The sequence below is a fragment of the Pedobacter sp. 01N416 genome (assembly GCF_056399685.1).
Map to the genome: position 1 here is coordinate 1 of NZ_JBFTRT010000635.1, position 2,688 is coordinate 2,688.

A 2,688-nucleotide genomic window follows, 5' to 3' on the forward strand; every position below is an offset into this window, starting at 1 on the left:
ATACCAAAGATCTTAATTTCGGTAAAGCAGGCATTGCTGATGTAATTGCGGTTCAAAACACCGAAAACGGAATTTTCCGTTTAGGCTACCGTTTTGATGTGGGCTCATACAACTATAAGTTGTTGCCTTATGCTGCTCAATATTTAGCGTTCTTAAGTACTGATAAATATTCGGCAGAGGATATTAGTAAAGCATTTTACAACATTGCCTGTAGCTATAGCATAAACGTAGGTACCGATGTAACTACAGTTTCCATCAGTGGTTTACAAGAAAACTTTGATAAAGCTGTTGCCCTGGTAGAAGATGTATTGGCAAATTGCAAAGCAAACGAAAAAGCCTTAGAAGATTTAAAAGGCCGTTTGTTAAAATCGAGAGATAACGCAAAATTAAACAAATCATCAATTCTTGGTGGTTTAATGAGTTATGCACAGTATGGTGCCGATAATCCTTTCAATTACGGATTAAGCAATGATGAGATCAAAAACATGAAATCGGCAGATCTGATCTATATCTTGCACAACCTAACCAATTACAAACACACCATTACTTATTATGGCCCTAAAACTTTAGCAGCATTTTCTGCTGATATTGTAAAAGCACACCCATTGGCTAAAGAATTTACAGATACGGCGCCAATTAAGAAATTTGTATACACCAAAACCGATTCGAACAAAGTTTACTTTGCCGATTATGATATGGTGCAGGCAGAAATCCGTTGGGTACGCAATGGTGGCTTGTACGATCCGGCCAATGCAGCAAAAATCGCCTTGTTTAACAACTATTTTGGCGGCGGCATGGGCTCAGTAGTATTCCAAACCATCCGCGAATCTAAAGCTTTGGCTTATTCTACCTTTGCAGTATATTCTTCTCCAAATACCAAAGAAAAAGAAAATACCATTATCGCTTATGTAGGTACACAGGCAGATAAAATGAATGAAGCAGTTGCCGGTATGAATGAGTTATTAACCACTTTACCAGAGTCTGATAAATCATTTGCATTATCAAAAACCAACTCATTAAACGGCTTAGAAACCAGCCGTATTACCAAAGATGGAATTATCTATAGCTATTTGGCAGATAAAAAATTAGGTTTCGATCATGACTCAAGAGTTGATGAATATGCGAACTTAAAACCATTAACTTTTAATGATGTAAAATCGTTCCATCAAACCAATCTTTCGGGCAAACCTTACAACTATTGTATCGTGGCTTCAGAGAAAAAAATCAACATGGCCGATTTAGCAAAATTCGGCCCGGTAACTAAATTAAGCCTGGAGCAGATTTTTGGATACTAATAAGGTTGAGGGTAGGAAGGCGGAGGGTTTAAAGTGAAAACCTGATGCTTTAATATCAAAATTACTAGCGATTCTCGGAAACGGGGATCGSTTTTTTTGTTTAGTTCATTGGCTATTGATCATTAGTTGTATGGTACAGAAAAACAAGCCCATCTTCCGTGTTTATCAGTGCTTCCGTGGCAAAAAGAACTAGATATATTTCAGTGTCTCCAAAATTTCTTTCACCGAAAACTTAGCGCCACAAACAAACTCATCAGCCGCACCATAGTAAATCGTTAATTCATCTCCGTTAACAATGTGGCCGTTTGTAAATACGACTTCACCAAAGAAACCATGCAGTTCGTAATCTGCTGTTGGCACCATAATCGGCTCATCGGTTCTGGCCAGTACTTTCGATGGATCATTTAAATCCATTAGAAAGGCACCTAAACAATATTGATGTTTTCCGTTTGCACCGTGATAGATTTCGAGCCATCCTTCTGTGGTTTTTATGGGTGCCGCACCAGCCCCAACACGTGCACTATCCCAGTGGTTAGGCCTGGTTTTAATGATACATTTGTGTTTACCCCAATGAATACCATCAGGAGATTCGGCCAGCCAGATATAATTACCACCCAAAGCTACACTGCTGGGCCGGTGTAAGGCATAAAATTTACCGTTAATGCGTTCTTCAAATACGGCACAGTCTTTATTGTGCGGCGGGATAATCATGCCGTGTTTCTCAAAACGCTTCCAATCTTTTGTTGTTCTTAATCCAACCCCTACCCCATGGGCAGATACGGAAGTAAAGGTTAAATAGTAGGTTTTATCGATTAAGGATACACGGCAATCTTCAATGCCAAAAGTTTCATCTTCTCCCTCACCCTGTAATAAAGGATAACCGGCCGGTTGATAAAAATGCACACCATCATCACTGCAAACGAGCCTTAAATGCGATAATGTGGTTAAATAATCAGCACCCTGATAATTGATCACCCGTGGATCATTATCTACCAAAGCAGGATCTGCCTCCGCTATCTCGATAATTTCGATGCCGTTTTTCCTTAAAACCGGAAAAGAAATAAATCCCTGTTTTTGCCCCGGCCGTTCTGCTACCCGCACCAGAAGCCATATTTTATTTTGAAAGGTAAAAACACCAGGATTTAAAAGGCATGCAATTTCCAGGCCCGCTATACTCGGTACTAAATCTTTTGGACAAAGTATTGGGTTTTGAATAAACCGTTGTGCAATATCGCTCATGGCATAGGTTCTAAACCAAACAAGCGACCAAAATTGGCCGCCTGTATATTATTAATAAAAATTGATGTTATAATGAATTGATCCATTTTACAAGCTCATCTCTTCCTTTTCCTGTTTTTTGTTGCAGTTTCCCCAACAATTCATCGTCTTGCCC

General features: G+C 39.3%; 2 protein-coding genes. One reads left to right on the forward strand and one right to left on the reverse strand.

Annotated elements, in window-relative coordinates:
* A partial coding sequence (locus tag AC1DND_RS25000) for a M16 family metallopeptidase (protein ID WP_477585253.1) occupies positions 1 to 1,295 on the forward strand: 1,295 nt, incomplete at its 5' end.
* Positions 1,296 to 1,484: 189 nt separating this feature from the next.
* On the opposite strand, the gene AC1DND_RS25005 is transcribed toward AC1DND_RS25000, so the two are convergent.
* Complete coding sequence (locus AC1DND_RS25005; protein WP_477585254.1) at positions 1,485 to 2,534, reverse strand: glycoside hydrolase family 130 protein; 1,050 nt, start codon at positions 2,532 to 2,534, stop codon at positions 1,485 to 1,487.
* Between the last annotated feature and the right edge of the window lie 154 nt (positions 2,535 to 2,688).

What these genes read in the sequence shown, in the direction of transcription:
- AC1DND_RS25005 (WP_477585254.1), bottom strand. Translation starts at nt 2,534, where the DNA reads ATGAGCGATATTGCACAACGGTTTATTCAAAACCCAATACTTTGTCCA.